Source organism: Nonomuraea roseola (assembly GCF_039535395.1).
Classification (GTDB): Bacteria; Actinomycetota; Actinomycetes; order Streptosporangiales; family Streptosporangiaceae; genus Nonomuraea; species Nonomuraea roseola.
On the sequence record NZ_BAAAXC010000015.1, the window covers coordinates 2504826 to 2524894 of the forward strand.

Here is a 20069-nt window from a genome sequence, read left to right on the forward strand (position 1 = left end):
GAGGAGGGGAGGGGCGGATGAAGGCGGAGGAGCGCTGGCAGGCCAGGTTCCGGGCGCCCAGCATGACGCTGCCCGTCTGGGCACGTCAGGCCCCCAACCGCGCTCTCTACCGTTCGAACGCCTCCGGCACCTGGGAGATCTACGCCTGGGACCGCACCACGGGCGTCACCCGCCAGGTCACCACGCAGGCCCACGGCACCAGGCACGCCGCCCTCGACCCGACGGGCCAGTGGATCTACTGGTTCGCCGACACCGAGAGCGACGACCTCGGCATCTGGCTGCGCCAGCGCTTCACCGGCGGTCCCGACGAGCCCGTCGCCCCCGACCTGGAGCCTGGCCAGCCGGGCGGCCTGGCCCTGTCCACCACGGGCGTCGCCGCCGTCAGCCTCGCCCGCCCGGGCGGCTTCACCACCCACCTCGTACGGCCAGGTGAATCCAGCCACCTGTTGTACGAGCACACCGAGGCCTCCTGGGTCAGCGACATGTCGCTCGACGGCGAGTTCATCGCCATCAACCACAGCGAGCACGGCGACTTCAGGCACCCGGCGCTCCGCGTCGTCAAGCAGTGCGGCGAGGTGGTCGGCGAGCTGTACGACGGCCCCGGCAAGGGCGTCGCCGGCCTGCGCTTCGCGCCCAACCCCGGCGACCGCCGTCTGCTCACCCTGCACGAGCGCCGCCTGCGCCACGAGCCCCTGGTCTGGGACCCGAAGACGGGCGAGCAGCGCGAGATCTGGCTGAAGGACCCGGGCGAGCTGACCGCCGAATGGTACGACGACGGCCGCGCGCTGCTGATCATCAGGGACGACCGCGCCCGCACCTACCTGCACCGCTACGACCTGGCGGGGGGCGGCCTCACGCTGATCGACACCCCTCACGGCGTCATCGACGAGGCGCGCCCGAGGCCTGGCGGCCACGTGGAGTACGCCTGGTCGAGCGCCTCCAGGCCGCCGGTGATCCGTTCGAGCACCGGCCACGTGGTGATGAACGCGATCGGTCCCGCGGCCCCGACCAGTGTCCCCGTGGAGGACCTCGACGTCAGCGGCCCTGGCGGGCGCATCCACGCGCTGGTCTCCAGGCCCGAGACGGGCTCGGCTCCCTTCCCCGCCGTCTTCCTGCTGCACGGCGGCCCGAACCTGCACGACGCCGACGACTTCTCCCCCGAGGTCGCGGCCTGGGTCGACGCAGGGTTCGCCGTCGTCCGGGTCAACTACAGGGGCTCGACCGGCTACGGCACGGCCTGGCGCGACGCGCTGCGCGGCGAGATCGGCCACCTCGAACTGGCCGACGTGGCGGCCGTCAGGGAGCGGGTGGTGGCGCAGGGCATCGTCGACCCCGACAGGATCGTGCTGGCGGGCACCTCGTGGGGCGGCTACCTCACGCTGCTCGGCCTCGGCGTCCAGCCGAAGCTGTGGGCGGCGGGCATCGCCGCGGCGCCCATCGCCTGTCACGAGACCTCCTACGAGGACGAGGCCGAGGGCCTGCGCGCCTACAAGCGCGCCCTGCTCGGCGGCTCCCCTTCCGAGCAGCCCGACCGCTACCGCGACAGCTCCCCCATCACCTACGTCGAGCAGATCGAACGGCCGCTGCTGATCCTGGCCGGCATCAACGACTCGCGCTCGCCGCTGCGGCAGTTGGAGAAGTACGTGGACCGCCTGGCCGAGCTGGGTCACGAGCACGAGGTCCACTACTACGACGCGGGCCGCGGCGCCCTGGTCGTCTCCGAACGGATCGACCAGATGGCGATAAAGCTGAATTTCACCCGTAAACACGTAGTAACAACTGACATAGCGTAATAGGTTGGCCGGCTCGGCCGACTTGTCTGTCAGCCTCGGCTGCTGTCACCATCGCGCCACCTCCCAGCCGAAGGGCGCGAAACAGTGACCATCACCAACGAATCGCCAGGCGTCAGCCGTCTGAAAAGGGACGCCGTAGGACTCGTCGGCGTCATCTTCATGGCCGTCGCGACCGCGGCCCCCATCACCGCCATGACGGGCAACGTGCCCATCGTCGTCGCGTTCGGCAACGGCCTCGGCGTCCCCGCGGGCTACCTGTTCGCCACCGTCGTCCTGACGATCTTCTCCGTGGGCTACACCGCTATGTCGAAGCACATCACCGCGGCCGGAGCCTTCTACGGCTACATCTCCCACGGCCTCGGCCAGGTCGTCGGCATGGTCTCCGGCCTGCTGGCCACCATGGCGTACGTGGTCTTCGAGGCCTCGATCATCGGCTTCTTCGCCTACTCCGCCAACGACACCTTCAAGTCGCTGGCGGGGGTGGACATCCACTGGCTGTGGTTCGCCTTCCTCGGCCTGGCGCTGAACATGATCCTCTCCTACTTCGACATCAACCTGACTGCCAAGGTCCTGGGCGTCTTCCTGATCACCGAGATTTTCATGCTCGGCCTGGTCGCGCTCGTCACGCTCTTCAACGGCGGAGGCCCCGACGGCCTCATGGCCTACACGCTCAACCCGCTCAACGCCTTCCAGACCACGGGGGTGCAGGCGGGCGCGGTCGGCCTCGGCCTGTTCATGTGCTTCTGGTCGTGGGTCGGCTTCGAGTCGACCGCCATGTACGGCGAGGAGTCGCGCGAGCCGAAGAAGATCATCCCGATCGCCACGCTCGTCTCGGTGGTCGGCATCGGCCTGTTCTACACCTTCGTGTCGTGGATGACGGTGGCCGCCAACGGCGTCAAGGCGCCGGAGCTCGCCGCCGAGCAGTTCGCGGGGATCTTCTTCAACCCCACCGAGCAGTTCATCGGGACGTGGGCGGTCGGCCTGTTCAAGATCCTCATCCTGACCGGCTCGTTCGCCTGCTCGATGGCCTTCCACAACTGCGCCGCCCGCTACCTCTACGCGCTCGGCAGGGAGAATCTCATCCCGGGCACGGCCCGCACCCTCGGCGCCACCCACCCCACGCACGGCTCGCCGCACATCGCCGGGTTCGTCCAGACCGCCATCTCGGTGGTGCTGATCCTGGCCTTCGCCGCCGCGGACATGGACCCCTACGTGCACATCTACACGCTGCTCGCGGTCCTGGGCACGCTGGCCATCCTCATCGTGCAGACGCTGTGCTCGTTCTCGGTGATCGGCTACTTCCACGTCAAGAAGAAGCACCCCGAGACCGCCAACGTGTGGCGCACGCTGATCGCTCCGCTGGTGGGCGGCCTCTCGATGGCCTACGTGGTGCTGCTGCTGTTCCAGAACCAGGAGGCGGCGGCAGGCGACGCCTCGAAGAGCTCGTTCTTCACCGCGATCCCGTGGATCGTGGTGGGCCTCGCCGTACTCGGCGCGGGCACCGCGCTCTACCTCAAGGCGCGCAACCCTGCCAAGTACGAGGTCATCGGCAGGATCGTGCTGGAGGACACGGTCGAGCGCGACTAGTCAGCGAGCGCGGAGGACCAGGATCGCCAGGTCGTCCGCGCTCGGCTCCGGCGCGAAGTCGGCCGCTCCCCTCCGGATGCGCTCGGCCACCGCCCTCGCCGACAGCCCTGCGCACTCGGCGAGCAGCTTGGACAGGCCGCCCTCGTCGTCGAGCAGGCGGCCTCCGCTGCGGCGCTCGGTCACGCCGTCGGTCACGGCGAGCAGCACGTCGCCGTGGTCGAGGTGGATGGTGTCGGCCTCGAACACGACCTCGGGGAAGACGCCGAGCAGCGACTGCGGGGTGGTCACGCCCTCGACGACGCCGCTGGGCTTGAGCCGCAGCGCCTCGGGGTGGCCCGCTGAGACCATGCGCACCTCGAGGCCGCTCTCCACGGGCGTGATGTCGCCGTGGAGGAGCGTGAGGAACCTGGCGCGCTCGCCCTCCTCGAGGATGGCCTGGTTGAGGCGGCCGAGAACCGCGGCCACGCCGTACCCCTCCCTGGCCAGCAGGCGCAGGGTGTGGCGGGCCAGCCCCGTGACGGCTGCCGCCTCGGGGCCCGTGCCGCAGACGTCGCCGATCGCGAAACGCCAGGACTCGTCGCCCGCCTTGAACAGGTCGTAGAAGTCGCCGCCGACCTCGTTGGCCTCGCCCGCGGGCTCGTAGACGACGCCGTAGTCGAGGCCGGGGACCTCGGGCTCGTTGGGAGGCAGCAGGCTGCGCTGCAGCGCCCTGTTGGCCGCCGCCTGCTGGGCGTAGAGGCGGGCGTTGTCCATCGCCAGGGCCGCGCGCCGCGCGATGTCCTCGGCGAACTGGATGCTCTCGTCGGGGAAGCGGTCGTGGCGGCCGAGGCACATCGCGCCGAGCGAACGCCCTCTCGCGATCAGCGGCACCGCGAGGACCTGCGAGTCGGCCAGTTGCAGGGTGGCGGCGGCGCTGTCGGGCACGCTCAGCTCGGACAGTTGCTCGCGCAACCCGTCGATGCGCGCCTCGTCGGCGTGCCACAGATAGGCCAGACGGCGAGGGCCTGCCCCCGTGTCGGAGGTGTAGACGGCACACCAGGTGGACAACCTCGGCACGACGATCTGGGCGATGATCGCCGGGACCATGTCAGGGTCGAGAGTGCCTGCCAGCAGGTCGCTCGCGTCGGCGAGGAAGCCCAGCCAGTGGGGTCCACGCGACGATTCCTCGGCCCACTCGGATGCCACTCTGTCCGTCGAGCCCGGTAGCGTGAGTCTTGCCCAATGGACTCGGGAGTCGCCCGCGAAGGTGATTCCCCACTCCTCGACGTCGACCGAGGGGCCCTTGGGATCACCGTGAGGGGAGGTCCGCTGCCTGAGCTCGACTTGCACGGCGTCGCCGTAATGTTTCCAGACGATCTCGAAGGGCGCGTCGGCCACCTGCATGGCCAGCTCACCTGCCAGCTGTTCGGCGGCAGGCAGCACCGAGGCGGCCGCCCATGCGGTCATCACCTCGCGCGTGAACCTCTTCGCAGAGGGAACGGCGGTCTCGCCTGGCGCGAAGGTTGCCGCCAGGACCGCGCGGGAAGAAGCAGTCATCGTTCCGTGCCTACCACACTTCCCACTGACTTGGGGTAAATCCAAGGACAGGACTACGAGCTACTCATCGTGACAGACTTGCATCACTCACGGCGGCACCCCGGGAGTGGAGGAGACCCCATGACGACGGCCAAGACCGCGCCGACTGCGGAGGAAAGGACGTATACAGAGTCAGATCTGATTCCCGTCCTAGAGACACTCTTCGCGTGGCGCGACGGCGACTTCCGCCGCCGGGTTCCGCACGCGCCCCCGGGCATCATGAGTGAGATCCGGCTGCTGCTCAACGAGGTGGCCGACCGCAGGGAGCACCTCAGCAACGAGCTGACGCGGGTGCGCAAGGAAGTCGTGAAAGAAGGGCGCTTCGGTGAGCGCCTCACCCCGGGGCCCGGCGTGGGTTCGTGGGCCGAGAGCGTCGAGTCCGTCAACGCGCTCATCGACGCGCTGGTCAGTCCCGTGACGGGAGCGGCCGACGTGATCGACGCGGTCGCCAAGGGCGACCTGACCCGCAGGATCGACCTCGACCGCTCGGCCAGAGGCGAGGTCAGAAGGCTCGGCAAGGCCATCAACGGCATGGTGGAGCAGCTGTCGCTGTTCAACACCGAGGTGACCAGGGTGGCCCGCGAAGCCGGCACCGAGGGCCGTCTGGGGGGCAGCGCGAGCGTCAGGGGCATGTCAGGCAGCTGGCGCGACCTGACCGAGGCCGTCAACACCATGTCGTCCCGTGTGTCCGCGCAGGTGCGCGACATCGCCGAGGTGACCACCGCCGTGGCGAAGGGCGACCTGAGCCGTAAGGTGACCGTCGACGCGGTCGGCGAGATGTTCGAGCTGAAGAACACCGTGAACACGATGGTCGACCAGCTCTCCGCCTTCGCCGAAGAGGTGACCCGGGTCGCCCGAGAGGTCGGCACCGAGGGCCAGCTGGGCGGCCAGGCGCAGGTCAGCGGCGTGTCGGGGGTCTGGAAGGACCTCACCGACAACGTCAACTTCATGGCCAACAACCTCACCAACCAGGTCCGCCAGATCGCCGCCGTCTCCACCGCCGTCGCCCAGGGCAACCTGACCAAGAAGATCACCGTCGACGCCCAGGGCGAGATCCTCCAGCTCAAGGACACCCTCAACACGATGGTCGACCAGCTGTCGTCCTTCGCCGACGAGGTCACCCGAGTCGCCCGCGAGGTCGGCACCGAGGGCAAGCTGGGCGGCCGCGCCGAGGTGCGGGGCGTGTCCGGTGTGTGGAAGGACCTCACCGACAACGTCAACTCGATGGCCAACAACCTGACCTACCAGGTGCGCAACATCGCCCAGGTCACCACGGCCGTCGCCAACGGCGACCTGACCCGCAAGATCGACGTCGACGCCCAGGGCGAGATCCTCGAGCTCAAGTCGACCATGAACACGATGGTCGACCAGCTCTCCTCCTTCGCCTCCGAGGTGACCCGAGTCGCCCGAGAGGTCGGCACGGAAGGCCAGCTGGGCGGCCAGGCGCAGGTGCGCGGCGTGTCGGGGGTCTGGAAGGACCTCACCGACAACGTCAACTTCATGGCCAACAACCTCACCAACCAGGTCCGCCAGATCGCCGCCGTCTCCACCGCCGTCGCCCAGGGCAACCTGACCAAGAAGATCACCGTCGACGCCCAGGGCGAGATCCTCCAGCTCAAGGACACCCTCAACACGATGGTCGACCAGCTGTCGTCCTTCGCCGACGAGGTCACCCGAGTCGCCCGAGAGGTCGGCACCGAGGGTCAGCTGGGCGGCCAGGCGCGGGTGCAGGGCGTGTCCGGTGTGTGGAAGGACCTCACCGACAACGTCAACTTCATGGCCAACAACCTGACCTACCAGGTGCGCAACATCGCCGAGGTCACCACGGCCGTCGCCAACGGCGACCTGACCCGCAAGATCGACGTCGACGCCCAGGGCGAGATCCTGGCCCTGAAGACCACCATCAACAAGATGGTCGACCAGCTGTCCTCCTTCGCCTCCGAGGTCACCCGAGTCGCCCGAGAGGTCGGCTCCGAGGGCCGTCTCGGCGGCCAGGCCAGGGTCGAGGGCGTCGAGGGCACCTGGAAGCGCCTGACGGAGTCCGTCAACGAGCTGGCCGGCAACCTGACCACCCAGGTGCGCGCCATCGCCACGGTGACCAGCGCGGTCGCCCAGGGCGACCTCACCCGCTCCATCGCCGTCGAGGCGCAGGGCGAGCTGGCCGAGCTCAAGGACAACGTCAACTTCATGGTGGCCAACCTGCGCGAGACCACGCAGGCCAACCAGGAGCAAGACTGGCTGAAGTCCAACCTGGCCCGCATCTCCCGCCTGATGCAGGGCCACCGCGACCTCATGGAGGTCGCCAAGCTGATCATGAGCGAGCTCACCCCGCTCGTCTCCGCCCGCTACGGCGCCTTCTACGGCGTCGACACCAGCGGGGAGGAGCACGACCTGGTCCTCATCGGCGGCTACGGCGTACGGCCCGACCGCGCGCCACGCCAGCGCTTCGCCACCGGCGAGGGCATCGTCGGCCAGGCGGCCATGGAGGGCAGGTCGATCGTCCTCGACGACGTGCCTGCCGCCTTCATCACCATCGACAGCGGGCTCAGCCAGTCCACGCCCGCTCAGATCGTGGTGCTGCCGATCCTGTTCGAGAGCAGGGTCCTCGGCGTGCTGGAGCTGGCCTCCTTCACCGCCTTCGGCGAGGTGCACCTCGACTTCCTCACGCAGTTGGTCGAGACCATCGGCGTCACGATGAACACCATCATCGCCAACTCCCGCACCGAAGACCTGCTGAAGGAGTCGCAGCGCCTGACCCGCGAGCTGCAGGAGCGCTCCGACGAGCTGCAGCGCCAGCAGGAGGAGCTGCGCCGTTCCAACTCCGAGCTGGAGGAGAAGGCCGGGCTGCTCGCCAAGCAGAACCGCGCCATCGAGATCCAGAACTTCCAGATCGAGCAGGCCCGCCGCACCCTGGAGGAGCGCGCCGAGCAGCTGGCCGTCTCCTCGCGCTACAAGTCCGAGTTCCTCGCGAACATGTCGCACGAGCTGCGCACCCCGCTCAACAGCCTCCTCGTGCTGGCCAAGCTGCTGACCGAGAACGCCGAGGGCAACCTGACCTCCCAGCAGGTCGAGTTCGCCCGCACCATCCACGGCGCGGGCTCGGCGTTGCTGCAGCTCATCAACGACATGCTCGACCTGTCGAAGGTCGAGGCGGGGCGCATGGACATCCATCCCGCCCAGCTGTCGCTGCCCAAGCTGGTCGACTACGTCGAGGCGGCCTTCGCCCCGCTCGCCCAGGACAAGGGCCTGGCCTTCATCGTCGAGGTCGATCCACGGGTGCCGCAGGAGCTGCGCACCGACGAGCAACGCCTGCAGCAGGTGCTGCGCAACCTGCTGTCCAACGCGGTCAAGTTCACCCCCAAGGGCGAGGTACGGCTGCGCGTCGTGCCCGCTCCTCACGAGGTCGACTACGACGACGACACCCTGCGCGACAGCACCGACCTGCTCGCCTTCCAGGTCGTCGACACCGGCATCGGCATCGCGCCCGACAAGCTGGAGATCATCTTCGAGGCGTTCCGCCAGGCCGACGGCACCACCAGCCGCAAGTACGGCGGCACGGGGCTCGGCCTGTCGATCTGCCGCGAGATCGCGAGGCTGCTCGGCGGCGAGATCCACGTCGACAGCGAGCTCGGCGCGGGCAGCACGTTCACCCTCTACCTCCCGACCAACTACGCGGGCCCGCTGGTCGCCCGCGACGGCGGCGCAGCCCGCAGGCAGGTGCTGACGATGCAGGTCGAGGAGCAGAACGCGGTGCTCGTGCCCGAGCCGCCGCTCCCGCTCGACCTGCCGCTGCCCGAGATGGTCCAGCAGAGCAACGCGCAGCAGTGGCAGGGCGACGACCCCCTCGACGGCGCCAAGATCCTCATCGTCGACGACGACATCCGCAACGTGTTCGCTCTGACCAGCGTGCTGGAGCGGCACGGCGCCACCGTCGTCTACGCCGAGAACGGCCGTGAGGGCATCGAACAGCTCGAACGCAACGAGGACGTGGCCCTCGTGCTCATGGACATCATGATGCCCGAGATGGACGGTTGGGCCACGACGTCGGCCATCAGGCGCATGCCGCAGTTCGCCGATCTACCGATCATCGCGCTGACCGCCAAGGTGATGCGCGGAGACAGGGAGAAGAGCATCGCCTCCGGCGCCTCCGACTATGTGCCCAAGCCGGTCGACGTCGACCAGCTGCTCGAACGCCTGCGTGGCTGGCTCAGCCGCGGGCGGGCGTCCGACACCGCGGAAGAGGCGTGACCATGGCAGACCGAGCCAAGATCCTCCTGGTCGACGACCGGGAGGAGAACCTGATCGCCCTTGAGGCCATCCTCAGCTCTCTCGACCTGACCCCCGTCAGGGCCAGATCGGGAGAGGAGGCACTGAAGGCGCTCCTCGGCACCGAGTTCGCGCTGATCCTGCTCGACGTCCGGATGCCGGGCATGGACGGGTTCGAGACCGCCGCGCACATCAAGCGGCGCGAACGCACCCGCAACATCCCCATCATCTTCCTGACCGTCGTCGACAGCGCCCCCGACTACGCCTTCCGCGGCTACGCGGCGGGCGCCGTCGACTACCTCACCAAGCCCTTCGACCCGTGGGTGCTCAGGGCGAAGGTGTCGGTGTTCGTCGAGCTCTACAACATGAACAAGCGGCTCACCGAGCAGGCGTCGCTGCTGCGCGAACGGCTGGCGGGCGAGCTGCCGCCCGGCAACAGCGCGGCCCAGCCCGCGGTGCTGCCGGAGCTGTCGCGCAGGTTGACGGCGGTGGAGGACGAGCTCGAGAGGGTGCGCGAACTGGCCCGCAAGTCCTCCGACCCGGGGCTGACCTCGCCGCTAACCGACCTGGCCGACCGGCTCGACCACCTCCGCGCCGGCTTCGACGCCCTGAGCTGACACCTATGGCGCGCGGGTAGGCCGACCCCTCTGGCCTGCCCGCCTTCGCTGTCACGATGCTGTCACGCCCGCATCACTGGGGCAGGACCACGATGGGGAGAGACCATCGAAAGGGGTCTCTCCATGCTCAAGGAGACATTCGCTGCCGGAGTGCTGGTAGCCGCGACCCTGGTGCCTTCGGCCTCCGCGCAGGTCCAGCCTGTCGAGGTTCGCGCCTTCAGCGCGCCCGCCGCCTCCGTGCTCACCACGTGCGCCGCCGTCGAAGGCAAGCCATGTAAATGGGCGAAGGGCAAGAAGAAGAGGTGCTTGTGGTGCAAGACGAAGAAAGGCGAATACAAGAAGAGGTACTGCGAGCCGAAGAAGCGAGATGACACAGGCGACAAGCCCAAGGAGGAGCCCAAGAAGCCCGAAGAGCCGAAGAAGCCCGGAGCGCCCAAGGGGCAGGTTTTCTGTGGCCCAGCGATCGAGAAAGACGGGACCCCCTGCATGAGATGCCTCGATGCGGGCGGAAAGATCGCCGAGACCACCTGCAAGGGGGAAAAGGTGGGAGACCCTCCCTGAACCAGGGTAGACGGCTGATCACCACAACCAGCACCGTCACCACCAGGGGTTTCGCATGCTGTCCCCCATGCTGCGGTTCGCGTTCAGCGGCGGGCGCGTTCGAGGGCGTCCCAGAAGCCGCGGCGTAGCGCGTGCCGTACCTCGTCGTGCAGGAGGAAGTCGATGGGCAGCGACGAGCCCTGCAGCAGCCGCGCCTCCAGGTCGGACGGCATGCGGGGCTTGCGGGCCAGCACCGCCTCCAGCCACAGCGCGGGCGCGTCCCTCGCGACGGACTCGCCGAAGTCGTGCCCCTCCTTGTGCGCGGCCTTCACCGCGTCGGCCAGGGTCGTGGCGGCTCCCGCGGTGGCGGGGGCGACGACGGGGGCGGGCTGCGGCCCGGTGTAGGCGCCGAGCGGGGCAGGCTGGTAGGTGCCGCCGCTGGAAGGGGAGGGGAACTGCCCGGTGGTCTGCATCGGCCCTGTCGGGCTGTGCGTGACCTGCGGAGGCTGCTGCGGCTGGGGCTGGGGCGCGGGCTGCTGTTGCTGCGGAGCGGACGGCGGGTCGGCCTGGTAGCTCGGGTAGGCCGGCAGCGCGGGCGGCGGAGAGCTCTGCCCGCGGCCCTGCGAGGGCGAAAGCTGCTGGCCCTGCGAGGGCGAGAGAGGCTGGCCCTGCGAGGGAGGAAGGGGCTGGCCCTGCGAGGGCGGGAGCGGCTGGCCCTGTGAGGGTGGGAGCGGCTGGCCCTGCGTGGGCGCGTTGGCCAGGTGGGCGGCGGAGTGGCTGCCCGGCTGGACGACGGGAGGAGAGGACTGCTGGAGCGAGGGCTGCGGGCTCGGCGGCAGCGCGTGGGTGGCCTGGCCGTTGCTGACCGGCTGAGCGCCGTTGGAGGCGTCGGTGGAGCCGGTGACCAGGTTGACGTAGGGCCGCAGGTGCCCGCCGCCGATCTCGATGAGGTCGTCGGACTCCTGTCGCAGCGATCGCGACACCGCCCAGCCGCCGTCGGCGGCGATGTGCACCACGGTGACGCGGATGCCGAGGTCCTGCGCGTCGCAGACGACCTGGGCGAGGTCCTCGTCGCCGCTGACCACGACCGCGTCGCAGATGGCGCTGTTGCGCGCCAGCGTCATCAGGTCGCGGTGCACCTGGGCGTCGACGCCCTCGCGGCGGCCCGGCCTGATGCGCGACAGGCGCAGCTTGAGCCCGGGGATGTCGGCGAGCACGTCGTGCTCGGGCGTGCGCCTGCCCTCGACGGTGGCCTCGTACCAGTAGCAGCGCAGCAACGGCAGGCCCGTGCGCTCGCGCGACAGGTTGGTCATCAGTTGCAGCAGCCCCGGGTAGTCCCAGGAGACGGCTTCTCGATGGCGGGTCCCATGTACAGCCATCGCGCCATCGGCCAGCAGATAGCCAGCGTCGACGAACAGCGCGCAGCGATCCACTGACACCGCCCCTTTCTCGTGGCCCGACCCCTACCGGCTCCGCACCGCCAGAGCCGGACTCGGCGGCCCTCTCTCAGGGTAATGAAGCATCTGATCGTTCGAGGGTGAATCCCGGCGAAACGGCGATACGCCGGCGGATTCCCGCAGACCGTACCAGTTTGTCCTGTTCGGGGTCACGACCTGGCGCGGACGCTCACGGCAGCCACACCGAACAGCACGACATCTGTCTTCGTGGAGATTCTCAGCGTTGGTTCCTCCCCCAGTGTGGCGGTGAACGAGTCGACGTCGACCCCGAATGTCAATCCTGTGGCCCCGTTGGACGAACTGTCGAAGACGTTGCCCGGGTCGCGGTCGCCTCCGAGGGGGGTGCCGGCCGAGACCCTGTCGCCTCGGAGGTCGGCGTCGCCCTCCCAGGTGACCAGCTCGATGTCGGCGGGGCTCGCGGCCGGGATCAGCCCGCCCAGCGGCAGCTCGATGCGCGGATCGTCGCCGCCGACGACCGTGGCCGTGTCGAGGATGACCGCCTGGCTGTAGGGCCTGCGGGGGTCGGTCGCGATCACCACCAGGCTCCAGCCCGCGTGCTCGGAGATCCCCTCCTTCATCGGCGCGTCGGCTGCCCACCACAGCCCCTTGCCCCTGCTGTCGCTGACGTACTGGGTGACGTCGGCGAAGGCCTGGTAGCCGGGGCCTGCGGGAAGCTCCCTTCGCATGACCCTGTCGGGCACGATCGTGCGGTAGCGCCTGACGCCCGGGGCCCTGAACTTGATCGGCCCCGTCACCTTGGCTGTCGCCGACCAGTAGAGCCCCGCCCACACGACCCGCCCGCCGCTCGGCAGCTCCAGGCGGGCGCCGCTGGAGGACTTCGTGGCCAGGACCTTGTCGGTATCGAGCGGCCGCATGGGCCACAGGTCGTTGTCGCGCCTGCCGCCGTCCCTCAGCGCGCCCGCCTCCTCGCAGCCGTTGCGGTCGCCTGGGCAGGTGAGCAGCGTGTTGCCGACCGCCTTGACGACCACCTTCCCGTCGGTGGCGAAGCGGGCGGGCGCGCCCTCCGCCTTCACGCCCGCGCTCGCGCTGGCCCTGACGCTGACCCCGCCCGAGGAGATCCGTACGGCGGGACCGGCTCCCTCCGGCGCGTGCGCGGCCACGACCACGCGCAGGAAGACGGCCGTCGCCCCGCCCGCGGCGAGCGGCCCTCTGACGCACCTGGCGCCGTCGCCCTCCGGCCTGCAGGACCAGCCGTCGACCGTGCCCACGGGCTCGGTCAGGCCCACGGAGCCGCCCTTCGTCTGCGCGGGGATCAGCGAGACGCCCTGCGGCAGGTCGACCGTCGCGACGAGCTCCTCGCTGGCCGCCCTGCCGCTGTTGCGCAGCCGTACCGCCACCATGCCGGGCTGCGCCTTCACCAGCGCGCCAAGGGGATGGATGGTGGCGCTCAGCCGGGCCTTGCCCGGCTTGCCGACCTGGCCGGGAGGTGGCCGCTCGGTCGGCGGCGTCGGCCGCGGCTCGGGTTTCGCTCTGGGCGACGCGGGTCGCGTCTCGGGCTGGGCGGGAGGCGGCTGCGCCACGATCGTGGGCAGCGCCTGGGGAGGTGGCAGCGGCTTCTGGTCGGAGACCAGCATGACCACCACCGCCGCGGCGATCGCGGCGGCGGCGCCTCCCGCCGCCGCGGCCTGCTGGCTCCTCGGCGCCCGCCTGATCCAGCCGAGCGCGTAGAGGATGCCGCCGCCCGTCGCGCCGCCCGCCTTGGCCAGGCCCGCGACGTAGGCGGCGAAGGCGGGCCCGACGAACAGCGGGCCGACGATGACGCGCAGGCCCTGGTTGACGTCGGCCAGCTCGAGGAAGACCGAGCGGCACTCGGCGCAGGCGTCGATGTGATCGTCGACGTTCTTGCTCTCGCGCCTGGCGAGCCCGCCCCGCACGTACGCGCCCATCCTGCCGAGCACCGGCCTGCACTCCTGGAGGGGCGCTCCGGCCAGGTGCATCTGCAGATAGGCCTGGCGCAACCCCTCGCGGGCCCGGTAGGCCAGCGCCGCCACCCCGTTGGGCGACAGGCCCAGCATGGGCGCGACGTCGGCGGGCTTGGCGTTCTCGACCTCGGTGTGCCACAGCACCAGGCGCCATCGCTCGGGCAGGGAGAGGAACGCCTTGGCGATCAGCGACTTCTCCAGCCCGGTCAGCGCGGGGTCGACGAACGGCACACCGGGGTCGAACACCTCGATCTCCCCCGTGGTCACCTGGCGGCTCTCGACCCTGCCCCTGTCGTAGATCGTGCGGCGCACCACGGTCAGCAGGTACGGCCTGAAGGCCGCCTCGGGGCCACCACCGCGCCCGACCAGCTCAATGATCTTGGTGAAGGACTCGGCGACCACGTCCTCCACCACCTCCTCACCCCTGACCAGCTGGCGGGCGAGCGAGCGGGCGGCACCGACGTGACGCTCCCAGAGCTCTCCGAACGCAGCGGCATTGCCTCTTCGCGCTGATTCGAGGAGATGCGCATCACTTTGCGGCAATTCGACACTCATAGTGACCTCACGATTACCTGGAGTTGCCGCTCGAATCATTCCTCATTCCGCGTCATGACTAACCCCAAAGCCAGTCTTTGTATCCGAGAGGAGGAGTGGCGCTCCCTTGCCGGCGCCGCGCAGCACATGGACGACGACACCCAGGACCTGTGCGCGCTGTGGCGCGAAGGGAGCCTGGCCACCGGCTGGGCGATGCCCGACGACTGGTGGACACCCGCCGTCGAGCAGGCGATCAAGGCCGTGAACAGGGGCCACGGCCTGACCCGCGCCTGCATGGCCCTCGGCGACGCCCGCGCCCGAGCGGGCGTGGGCATCGCCGAGGGCATGACCGACCTGGCCGCGCTCTTCCGCCTCTTCGGCAGCGCGAACCCGCCGCTGGCGGCGCTGCGCTCGTTCGCCACGGGCTGGGCCGAGGCGGGCTTCGCGCCGATCGGCGAACTGCGCTGCGAGGACCCGCTCACCGGCCTGGTCAGCGTGGCCTACCTGCGCACCAGGCTGGCCGAGATCTACCGTGAGGGCACCGCTCGCCGGCACTGCCTCGTCGTGGTCACCGTGACCGTCGCCGACACGTGGGAGCGCGTCGCCGCGCTGCTGCACGTGGCGGCCCTGCTGCGGGAGGTCTTCCCGCTGGGGGACACCCTCGTACGGCTGGGCCACGGCCGGGCGGCAGCGCTGACGACCAGGCCGAGGACCAGGCGGCTGCGCGACGCGGGCGTCGTCGAGGTCGTCGCGCTCCCCGACCGCTACCGCGACGCACTGGCGACTCTAAGCTTGTGGACATGACTGACCGCGAGAACCTGCTGGCCGAGATCCAGAAGAAGGCCGTCGTGCACGGCAGAGTCGTGCTCTCCTCGGGCCTCGAGGCCGACTTCTACCTCGACCTGCGGCGCATCACCCTCGACGGAGTGGCGGCGCCGATCGTCGGCAGGGTCATGCTCGACCTGACCTCCGACCTCGACTACGACGCGGTCGGCGGGCTCACGCTGGGCGCCGACCCGGTGGCAGGGGCCATGATGCACGCGGCAGCGGCGCGGGGCCGTACCCTCGACGCCTTCGTGGTGCGCAAGGCGCAGAAGGCGCACGGCATGCAGCGCAGGATCGAGGGCCCCGACATCAAGGGCCGCAGGGTGCTCGTCGTCGAGGACACCTCCACCACCGGCGGCTCGCCGCTGACCGCCGTCGCCGCCGCCCGCGAGGCGGGTGCCGAGGTGGTCGCCGTCGCCACGATCGTCGAGCGAGGGGCGGCGCCGAGAATGGCCGAGGAGGGCGTCGAGTACCGCAGCGCCTTCACCCTGTCGGACCTGGGGTTGTCCGGCTGACGGTGAAGGCCTCCTGCTGGCCGGGCCTGCCCCTGGGCCTGGGCGTGCCGTTCACCGTGATCTCGACCGTGCTCGTGTCGCCGACGGCGACGTCGAGCTCGGGCTCGTAGTAGACGATCTCCTCGCCCCTGGTCAGGTCACGGTCGTTGAGCACGTCCCCGCCTGGCACCCGCACCAGCACCACGGGGCAGATCTCCGCCACACACGCGATCCTGAGCGTCGCCGTCCTCTCCGTGGGCGCCGCGCTCGGGGTCGCGGACGCCGTGGGGGCCGGGGTCTCCGTCGAGAGGGTGCCGAGCAGCGCGCGACCTCCGACGAAGACGAGCACCAGCAGGAGGGCGGCCCCCAGCCCGATCAGCACCAGGCGGGCCGCCCCCATCGGGTCGGACCGATGGCGCCCCATAGTCGGAGGGTAGCCAACGCTCCTGGAGGTCTACGGGACGCGGTGGTGCTTGCCCTGCGGCACGGGAACCTGGTGGCCGCCGTTCCTGCGGCTCTTGACGACCTCGACGATGATCGGGATGACCGAGATCAGCACGATGAGGAAGACGCCGGGCAGGATGTACTTGTCGATCTTGTCGGGGTCGACCTGGTTGCCCAGGAAGTGCCCGATGAACAGCATGCTCTCGACCCAGAGCACGCCGCCGATCACGTTCCACAGGAAGAACGTGCGCGCGGGCATCTCCAGCACGCCCGCGACCGGGTTCATGAACGTGCGGACGATCGGCACGAAGCGCGCGATCACCACGGCCTTGGCGGGGCCGAACTTCTCGAAGTAGTACTCGGCCTTGTCGACGTGCTCGCGCTTGAACAACCGCGAATCGGGCTTGTCGAAGAGCTTGCGGCCCACCTTCGCGCCGATCAGATGCCCCAGCTGCGCACCGGCGACGGCGCACAGCGGGGTGCCGATGACCAGCACGGGAAAGGACAGCGGGTCGATGCCGATGCCCTTGGCCGCCGCGGCGGAGCTGAAGATGCCCGCGGCCACGAGCAGCGAGTCACCCGGCAGGAAGAAACCGATCAGCAGACCCGTCTCCGCGAAGATGATGGCGAGCACGCCGATCGTGGCGAAGGCGCCGAGCATGGTGAGCCACCACTGCGGGTCCACGAGGTCCAAGAGCGATTCCACGCGGAGAGCCTACCGGGACGGCAGGGTGCCGGTACGTGCCGTCGCCTGCATCAAGGGCGCGTTGTCACTACCACGGCGGGTAGTGAGCCGGAATACTGGGCTCCGCGAAAGCCGTACATACCCCAGGGAGATGAGCCATGCCTATCGCGACTCCAGAGGTCTACGCCGAGATGCTCGACAGGGCGAAAGCGGGCGGCTTCGCCTACCCGGCGATCAACGTGACCTCCTCGCAGACGTTGAACGCCGCCCTGCGCGGATTCGCCGAGGCTGAGAGCGACGGGATCGTCCAGATCTCCACCGGCGGCGCCGACTTCCTCTCCGGCACCACGGTGAAGAACATGGTGGCCGGCTCCGTGGCCCTTGCCGAGTACGCGAGGGTGGTGGCCAGGAACTATCCGGTGAACGTGGCCCTGCACACCGACCACTGTCCGAAGGACAAGCTCGACGGCTTCATGCGGCCGCTGATCGAACTCTCCCTCGAGCGCGGCGGCGACCCCATCTTCAACTCCCACATGTGGGACGGCTCGGCCGTACCGCTGGACGAGAACCTCTCGATCGCGCGAGAGCTGCTCGAGAAGTGCCACCGCGCCAACATCATCATGGAGATGGAGATCGGCGTCGTCGGCGGCGAGGAGGACGGCGTCGTCGGCGAGATCAACGAGAAGCTCTACACGACGCCCGAGGACGCGCTGGCCACCGCCGAGGCCGTGGGCGTCGGCGAGCAGGGCAGGTACATGCTGGCCGCCACGTTCGGCAACGTGCACGGCGTCTACAAGCCGGGTCACGTGAAGCTGCGTCCCGCGGTGCTCAAGGACATCCAGGACGCCGTGGGCGCGAAGTACGGCAAGGACAAGCCGTTCGACCTGGTCTTCCACGGCGGCTCGGGCTCCCTCCTCGAGGAGATCCACGAGGCGATCTCCTACGGCGTGGTGAAGATGAACATCGACACCGACACGCAGTACGCCTTCACCAGGCCGATCGCGGACCACATGTTCCGCAACTACGACGGGGTGCTGAAGGTCGACGGGGACGTCGGGAACAAGAAGGTCTACGACCCCCGCTCGTACGGCAAGTCGGCGGAGACGGCGATGGCGGCCCGCATCGTCCAGGCCTGCCAGGACCTGAAGTCGGCGGGCACCAAGCTCGGCTGACCTCCAGGACCTCAGAGGGCGGCACGGGGAGCAGGGCTCTCCCGTGCCGCCCTCTGACGTGTGGCCGGTGTCAGGAGCGGCGGACCAGGATGTCTCCGTAGCGGGTGCGGGCGCGCACCTCGACCGTCTCCTCGGCCTGGCGCGGGCCGTCGTGGGCCGCGGTCAGCGGGACGTCGATGGAGCCGTAGTGCGAGTCGAGGTCCAGCCAGGCGGCGGTGCCCTGCCTGACGCCGACCTCGAGGTCGCCTCCGCCCGAGTCGAGGACGACCGCGCCGCGCACCACCTCGCCGATGCTGACACTGCCGTACGCGGTCTTGGCCGCCGCGCTCTCCAGCGCCCTGCCGACCGTGATGTCGCCGTAGGCCGTGCGCAACCGCAGGTCGCCGGTGATCTGGCCGAGCCTGATGTTGCCGTTGGAGGTCTTGAGCACGGCCGTGCCGTCGATCTCGCGGATGTCGATCTCGCCGTTGGAGGTGGTCACGTCGAGGTGGCCGACCGCCCTGCGCACGGAGATGTCGCCGTCGGCGGTGGACAGCCGCAGCTTGCCGGTCTCGTCGAGCATGATGTCGCCTGAGGCGGTGGTGAGGGAGCACGCGCCCAGCCGGCCCTGGCAACGGAAGTCCGCGGCGGCGTCGGCGTCGACCTTGGAGCCCGTCGGCAGATCGAGCGTCACCTCGATCGAGCCGCCCCACCCGAGCAGCAGGTGGGACCTGCTCCTTGGCGACTTCACCAGCAGTCTGCCCCCGGCGTACTCGACCTTGGTCTGCTCGGCCGCGCGGATGTCGGCGTCGTCGGAGGCGTCGCGTGGCCGTACCTCCACGACGGTGTCGGTGCGGTCACCGGCCCTGATCCTGACCGTGCCGGCCCAGATCTCGATGACCGCGGAGATCGGTTCAGGGGTGTCGAAGGCAGGCATGGCGTCCCCTCCTGGTGGGCCCGGCGGCGTTCGCGCCGCCGGGGCGAAGGTCGAGCGATGGGTGCGGCCCGCGCAGGACGGGCGCGGCGACCCGATGGCGGCGCATCAGCGCACCCAGCCGGTGTAGCGCTGGCCTGCCGGCGTGCGCTCGCGGCGGCTCGGACGCCCCTCGCCCGCGCCGTCGAGCACGGACGACACCGCGCGCACCAGCCAGGAGTTGACCGAGATCCCCTCTCGGCCGGCCGCCTCGTCGATACGCGGCTTGAGCTGCTCGGGCACCCGTAGCGCCACCCTGACCACGGCCCCCTCCTCGGCTTCGGCCGAGGAGGCCGGGGCGGGTGCCGCCGACTCCGAGGCGACCTCCGCCTGGGGCGTGGGCAGCGTCACGACGAACCGGGGATCGCGCCCGCGCAGCCGCACATCGACAGAGCCGGGAGCGAGTTCGCGGGTGATCTCGTCCGCCGCGGCGGAGAGCGCCTCCAGCAGGGCCAGCCTGGCTGCGGACTCGATCGTGGCGGACAGCCGCTCGGCGAGGGCGCGGGTCTCCTCGCCGCCGGCCTCAGCGGCGAGGGCGAGTTCGCGTCGGAGGCCGTCGATGTACGGCGACAGGTTCATGGCACCACTATGACTCCAGAATGGAGCCACTACAAGTGGCCATGACGCCATGCGGGTGCCATGAGCGGTTCAAAAGGACTGCGACGAAGATCTCCTAGCCACTTCCGCCGCTGGACGGGTATGACTTGTCCTATGGATAACCTTCTCGCCGGGCCGCCCCCGACCCACCTGCCGGACCTGCCCGAGGCCCGAGAGGCGCTGGAGTCCGGCGCTAAGGCGTCCGATGTGGCAGCGCGCTTCCCCGCCTACCCGGCGGCCTGGGCCACCCTCGCGGAGGAATACTTCGCCAAGGGCCACGCGGTCACCTCCTACGCCTTCGCCCGCACCGGCTACCACCGTGGCCTCGACCAGCTGAGAAGGAGCGGATGGAAGGGGCACGGGCCGATCCCGTGGGAGCACGAACCCAACCGCGGCTTCCTGCGCTGCCTCTACTCGCTGTCCAGGGCCGCCCAGTCGATCGGCGAGAAGGACGAGGCCGAGCGGTGCCTGCAGTTCCTCAAGGACAGCAGCACCGAGGCGTACGACGCGCTGGCCAAGGGCTAGCTCTTGGGACGAAAGGGCATACTCGGGTAGTCTCTCCACGCAAGAGCCCCTGTCGCGCTTGCG

At 69.8% G+C, this 20069-nt stretch carries 16 protein-coding genes; 9 read left to right on the forward strand and 7 right to left on the reverse strand.

The window, feature by feature from the left end:
- The first annotated feature begins 17 nt into the window (after positions 1 to 17).
- Together ABFX55_RS35095 and ABFX55_RS35100 are read left to right on the forward strand one after the other, a co-directional pair.
- Positions 18 to 1793, forward strand: coding sequence for a S9 family peptidase (locus ABFX55_RS35095; RefSeq protein ID WP_346127060.1), 1776 nt, complete (start codon positions 18 to 20; stop codon positions 1791 to 1793).
- Between the two features lie 84 nt (positions 1794 to 1877).
- Entirely contained in the window at positions 1878 to 3380 is a 1503-nt protein-coding gene (locus tag ABFX55_RS35100; protein ID WP_346127062.1) for an APC family permease, read from the forward strand.
- On the opposite strand, the gene ABFX55_RS35105 is transcribed toward ABFX55_RS35100, so the two are convergent.
- The gene (locus tag ABFX55_RS35105) at positions 3381 to 4916 is read right to left on the reverse strand and encodes a PP2C family protein-serine/threonine phosphatase (RefSeq protein ID WP_246452075.1); all 1536 of its coding nucleotides are present in this window, start codon (positions 4914 to 4916) and stop codon (positions 3381 to 3383) included. It lies immediately after the preceding gene.
- Positions 4917 to 5036: 120 nt separating this feature from the next.
- Between ABFX55_RS35105 and ABFX55_RS35110 the strand changes: the two genes are divergently transcribed.
- From ABFX55_RS35110 to ABFX55_RS35120, 3 genes are all read left to right on the forward strand, one after another.
- A complete protein-coding gene (locus tag ABFX55_RS35110; RefSeq protein WP_346127064.1) occupies positions 5037 to 9203 on the forward strand; it encodes a HAMP domain-containing protein in 4167 nt (1388 codons plus the stop codon).
- A gap of 2 nt (positions 9204 to 9205) precedes the next feature.
- The gene (locus ABFX55_RS35115) at positions 9206 to 9838 is read left to right on the forward strand and encodes a response regulator (RefSeq protein WP_346127066.1); all 633 of its coding nucleotides are present in this window, start codon (positions 9206 to 9208) and stop codon (positions 9836 to 9838) included.
- A gap of 123 nt (positions 9839 to 9961) precedes the next feature.
- Entirely contained in the window at positions 9962 to 10399 is a 438-nt protein-coding gene (locus ABFX55_RS35120) for a hypothetical protein (protein ID WP_346127068.1), read from the forward strand.
- Between the two features lie 83 nt (positions 10400 to 10482).
- Here the strand turns inward: ABFX55_RS35120 and ABFX55_RS35125 are convergent, their stop codons facing one another.
- Together ABFX55_RS35125 and ABFX55_RS35130 are read right to left on the reverse strand one after the other, a co-directional pair.
- On the reverse strand, positions 10483 to 11811 hold the full coding sequence (locus ABFX55_RS35125) for an NYN domain-containing protein (protein ID WP_346131355.1): 1329 nt from the start codon (positions 11809 to 11811) through the stop codon (positions 10483 to 10485).
- Between the two features lie 173 nt (positions 11812 to 11984).
- Positions 11985 to 14372, reverse strand: coding sequence for a sigma-70 family RNA polymerase sigma factor (locus ABFX55_RS35130; protein WP_428834778.1), 2388 nt, complete (start codon positions 14370 to 14372; stop codon positions 11985 to 11987).
- Between the two features lie 87 nt (positions 14373 to 14459).
- Between ABFX55_RS35130 and ABFX55_RS35135 the strand changes: the two genes are divergently transcribed.
- Together ABFX55_RS35135 and ABFX55_RS35140 are read left to right on the forward strand one after the other, a co-directional pair.
- A complete protein-coding gene (locus ABFX55_RS35135; protein ID WP_346127072.1) occupies positions 14460 to 15116 on the forward strand; it encodes a hypothetical protein in 657 nt (218 codons plus the stop codon).
- A complete protein-coding gene (locus ABFX55_RS35140; RefSeq protein WP_346127074.1) occupies positions 15113 to 15652 on the forward strand; it encodes a phosphoribosyltransferase family protein in 540 nt (179 codons plus the stop codon). Before ABFX55_RS35135 ends, ABFX55_RS35140 begins: the two co-directional genes overlap by 4 nt.
- On the opposite strand, the gene ABFX55_RS35145 is transcribed toward ABFX55_RS35140, so the two are convergent.
- Positions 15621 to 16055 carry a hypothetical protein gene (locus ABFX55_RS35145; protein ID WP_346127076.1) on the reverse strand — a complete coding sequence of 145 codons (435 nt, stop codon included), beginning with the start codon at positions 16053 to 16055 and terminating at the stop codon, positions 15621 to 15623. The genes ABFX55_RS35140 and ABFX55_RS35145 overlap by 32 nt on opposite strands.
- A gap of 30 nt (positions 16056 to 16085) precedes the next feature.
- A complete protein-coding gene (locus ABFX55_RS35150; RefSeq protein WP_346127078.1) occupies positions 16086 to 16781 on the reverse strand; it encodes a DedA family protein in 696 nt (231 codons plus the stop codon).
- A 137-nt stretch (positions 16782 to 16918) separates the two neighbouring features.
- Between ABFX55_RS35150 and fbaA the strand changes: the two genes are divergently transcribed.
- On the forward strand, positions 16919 to 17932 hold the full coding sequence (gene fbaA, locus ABFX55_RS35155; protein WP_346127079.1) for a class II fructose-bisphosphate aldolase: 1014 nt from the start codon (positions 16919 to 16921) through the stop codon (positions 17930 to 17932).
- A gap of 70 nt (positions 17933 to 18002) precedes the next feature.
- Here fbaA and ABFX55_RS35160 read toward each other — a convergent pair whose 3' ends face one another.
- Both ABFX55_RS35160 and ABFX55_RS35165 read right to left on the reverse strand, forming a co-directional pair.
- A complete protein-coding gene (locus ABFX55_RS35160) occupies positions 18003 to 18848 on the reverse strand; it encodes a DUF4097 family beta strand repeat-containing protein (RefSeq protein WP_346127081.1) in 846 nt (281 codons plus the stop codon).
- 105 nt (positions 18849 to 18953) lie between these two features.
- Positions 18954 to 19463, reverse strand: coding sequence for a hypothetical protein (locus tag ABFX55_RS35165; RefSeq protein WP_346127083.1), 510 nt, complete (start codon positions 19461 to 19463; stop codon positions 18954 to 18956).
- A 132-nt stretch (positions 19464 to 19595) separates the two neighbouring features.
- Here ABFX55_RS35165 and ABFX55_RS35170 point away from each other — a divergent pair, with 132 nt between their 5' ends.
- Entirely contained in the window at positions 19596 to 20006 is a 411-nt protein-coding gene (locus ABFX55_RS35170; protein ID WP_346127085.1) for a DUF3151 domain-containing protein, read from the forward strand.
- Positions 20007 to 20069: the final 63 nt, after the last annotated feature.